Genomic DNA, 3,125 nt, shown 5'->3' on the forward strand with positions numbered 1-3,125 from the left:
GTCCGCCGGTTGTGCCGTGTGCGATGCGGTTCTGGCAATCTGGTTCTTCTTTGGTGCACCTACCATTTGGAACGTATTCAAAAAACAAAAAACAATTACGACGGCATAAAATGTATTCCACTTTATTAGTCTTTCACTCTTTGATTCGTTGGCTTGTACTAGTCTTTATACTGTATTCTATTTACAGGGCCTTTGTCGGCTTGGTCAACGACAGGGCATTTTCAAAAACGGACAACGCTTTTCGACACTGGACGGCTACGGTTGCGCATATTCAACTAATGATTGGCATCATCCTATATACGAAGAGCCCGCTGGTCAAATATTTTTGGAAAGAAAAGGAAAGTAGTTTTCAAAACTTAGAACTGACTTTTTACGGTTTAATTCATATTATTTTAATGCTAACTGCTATTGTGGTGGTAACAATCGGCTCGGCAAAGGCAAAGCGACAGCAAACAAACAAGAAGAAATTCAAAACAATGTTGGTTTGGTTTTCTATTGCGCTCATTATCATTTTCATTGCCATTCCCTGGCCGTTTTTACCCTTTTCAGGCAGACCTTATTTCAGAATATTTTAATGATGAAGAAACTTTTCAACACATCTATCGGACGTTTACGAATCCTTGCCATATTAGAGGGCATATCATTACTTGTCTTAGTTTTTATTGCTGTACCCTTGAAGCACGTTTGGGATATTCCCGGCTTGTCAAAGTCACTTGGTCCCATTCACGGCGCACTTTTCCTGCTATTCGTATTTAATGCTTTGCGTGTAGGAGTAGAACAACAGTGGAAATTTAAAGAGATTACCTGGAAGATTCTTGTTGCTTGTTTTATTCCTTTTGGTACGTTTTATATTGACTATAAAATACTTCGTAAAATCGACGAGGAATGAAGCAGACAAAAGTTTCAAGTTACCTTCGCACAATCTTTACAAATTCCTGTAAGTACACAATTTATGCTTTCGACATTGTAACCATTGGGAACGGAAAAATGAACAGCTTCGGGTAAACATTCTATGGTTTGACAACTCGTACAGCGAAAATGAAAATGATTATCCGCTAATTTTTTTTCATCACATTTCATACATACCGCAAAATATTGTTTTCCGTCGTCGGCTACAATCTTATGCACTAATCCATCTTCACAAAAGCGGTTTAACACTCTGTAAATCGTAGCCCTGTCAATTGCTACATCAATGTTCTTTTCAATTGCATCACGACTCATTGCTTTTCCTGAACTTATCAATAAGTCCAGAACGGCATCTTTTGACGGTGTGTTTCTGCGTTTCATCTCTACTGTTTTTCTTTTACAAAGGTAATGCAAAAAATTCGCATTAAATTATTGCGACACTGTCGCAATAATGAAAAATTTCCTATCTTTGCAAAAAAAGATGATGACAAGACGAGAAATAATAAAACAAGGCGGATTGGCGTTGACCGCATTGGCAATGCCTTTTCCATTGATAACCTTTTCAAAAGATAATAGTATGACAGACAAAAAACAATTCGATGTAATCATCATAGGCGGCAGCTATGCAGGACTTTCAGCGGCAATGGCCTTGGGGCGGGCTTTGCGAAATGTTTTAATCATTGACAGTGGTTTACCTTGCAACCGACAAACACCACATTCACACAATTTCATAACGCAAGACGGAACAAAACCACGTGAAATTGCCGAAAAAGCAAAAGAACAAGTTTTGAAATACGATACCGTAAAATTTTTGAACGACCTCGCTGTTAGCGGAAGGAGAACAAAAAATGGTTTTACAATTACCACTAAAACAGGCGAAACTTTTGAAGCAAAAAAACTTGTTTTTGCAACAGGCGTAAAAGACATAATGCCCGACATTAAAGGATTTTCGGAATGTTGGGGCATATCGGTTATTCATTGTCCGTATTGCCACGGTTACGAAGTAAAACACGAAAAAACGGGAATTTTAGCTAATGGCAATTTTGCATTTCATTATGCTCAACTCATTCGTAATTGGACAAAAGATTTAACCATTTTCACAAACGGAAAATCTACTTTGACACAAGAGCAAGCCGACAAAATTTCTAAACATAACATTCCGATAATTGAAAAAGAAATTGCAGAAATAAAACACGAAAACGGCTATCTGAAACAAATCATTTTCAAAGACAATTCAACCTTTGACCTAAAAGCAATTTACTCACGACCCGACTTTGAACAACATTGCAAAATTCCCGAAACATTGGGTTGCGAACTGACAGAACAAGGATTGCTAAAAGTAGATATGTTTCAAAAAACAACCGTAGCAAATGTTTTTGCTTGTGGCGACAATGCAAGTCCGTTGCGTTCCGTAGCCAATGCAGTAGCGACAGGAAACCTTGTAGGTGGAATGATAAACAACATAATGACCGAAGAAGAATTTTAATGGATAAAATCGTCAAGGAAGTGAATGAAAAAGGTAGATTGGCATTGGGATAATAGTTGAGAGTGTAGCACTATTATAACTTCATTTACTTCTTTTTTTTATAAATTAGCAAACGGCTTATGCTAAGGTAGTGACAAACTGAGGCTTTGTGTTTCTATCTCCGCTGCTTCCCAAAGCTGCGAACTTTTAGGAATCATATTAATTCAAATAAAAATGTCCATAACGAAAGAATCAGAATTAACCGGAATGCAAAAAGTGAGCGAAGCGGTTGCTTACACATTGAAGGAAATGCGCAACTATGCAAAACCGGGAATGACAACCAAAGAATTAGACGACTTCGGGGCAAAAATACTTTCAGGCTTCGGAGCAAAATCCGCACCGTATCTGACTTATGGTTTTCCAGGTTGGACTTGTATCAGTGTGGACAATGAGTTTTGCCACGGCATTCCGTCCGAGAAAAGAATACTGAAAGAGGGCGATTTGGTGAATATTGACGTTTCCGCCGAACTCGACGGCTTTTGGTCGGACAACGGAGGCTCATTCGTACTTGGAGAAGACGTCAACCAACATCAAAAATTGGTGGATGCATCCAAAGAAATCCTGCAAAAAGCCATCCGAAATATTAAGGGTGGTGTAAAAATTTCAGAAATCGGACACATCATGGAAACCGAAGCAAAAAAAAGAGGCTTCAAGGTTGTTAAAAATTTGGGTGGACACGGCATCGGAAGGAGTT

5 protein-coding genes are annotated in these 3,125 nt (G+C 38.5%); 4 read left to right on the plus strand and 1 reads right to left on the minus strand.

Translation table 11 applies throughout. The annotated features are described in order from the left end of the window. Both ABD873_RS10630 and ABD873_RS10635 read left to right on the plus strand, forming a co-directional pair. On the plus strand, nt 1-575 hold a 575-nt coding region (locus ABD873_RS10630), incomplete at its 5' end, for a hypothetical protein (RefSeq protein WP_345068169.1). Then, nucleotides 575-889, plus strand: coding sequence for a DUF3817 domain-containing protein (locus ABD873_RS10635; protein WP_345068171.1), 315 nt, complete (start codon nt 575-577; stop codon nt 887-889). The genes ABD873_RS10630 and ABD873_RS10635, both read left to right, overlap by 1 nt. 14 nt (nt 890-903) lie before the next feature. Here ABD873_RS10635 and ABD873_RS10640 read toward each other — a convergent pair whose 3' ends face one another. After that, a complete protein-coding gene (locus tag ABD873_RS10640) occupies nt 904-1,287 on the minus strand; it encodes a Fur family transcriptional regulator (RefSeq protein ID WP_345068173.1) in 384 nt (127 codons plus the stop codon). Nucleotides 1,288-1,387: 100 nt separating this feature from the next. Between ABD873_RS10640 and ABD873_RS10645 the strand changes: the two genes are divergently transcribed. Together ABD873_RS10645 and map are read left to right on the plus strand one after the other, a co-directional pair. Continuing rightward, the gene (locus tag ABD873_RS10645; RefSeq protein WP_345068175.1) at nt 1,388-2,392 is read left to right on the plus strand and encodes an NAD(P)/FAD-dependent oxidoreductase; all 1,005 of its coding nucleotides are present in this window, start codon (nt 1,388-1,390) and stop codon (nt 2,390-2,392) included. 213 nt (nt 2,393-2,605) lie between these two features. Next, the coding region (gene map, locus ABD873_RS10650; protein WP_345068177.1) for a type I methionyl aminopeptidase at nt 2,606-3,125 on the plus strand (520 nt) is incomplete at its 3' end.

This window comes from Sphingobacterium thermophilum (assembly GCF_039541675.1).
Lineage (GTDB): Bacteria > Bacteroidota > Bacteroidia > Sphingobacteriales > Sphingobacteriaceae > Sphingobacterium > Sphingobacterium thermophilum.

Bases quoted from the DNA above. Each gene is read 5' to 3' on its own strand.
- ABD873_RS10635 (WP_345068171.1), top strand. From the start codon at position 575: ATGATGAAGAAACTTTTCAACACATCTATCGGACGTTTACGAATCCTT.
- ABD873_RS10640 (WP_345068173.1), bottom strand. From the start codon at position 1,287: ATGAAACGCAGAAACACACCGTCAAAAGATGCCGTTCTGGACTTATTG.
- ABD873_RS10645 (WP_345068175.1), top strand. From the start codon at position 1,388: ATGATGACAAGACGAGAAATAATAAAACAAGGCGGATTGGCGTTGACC.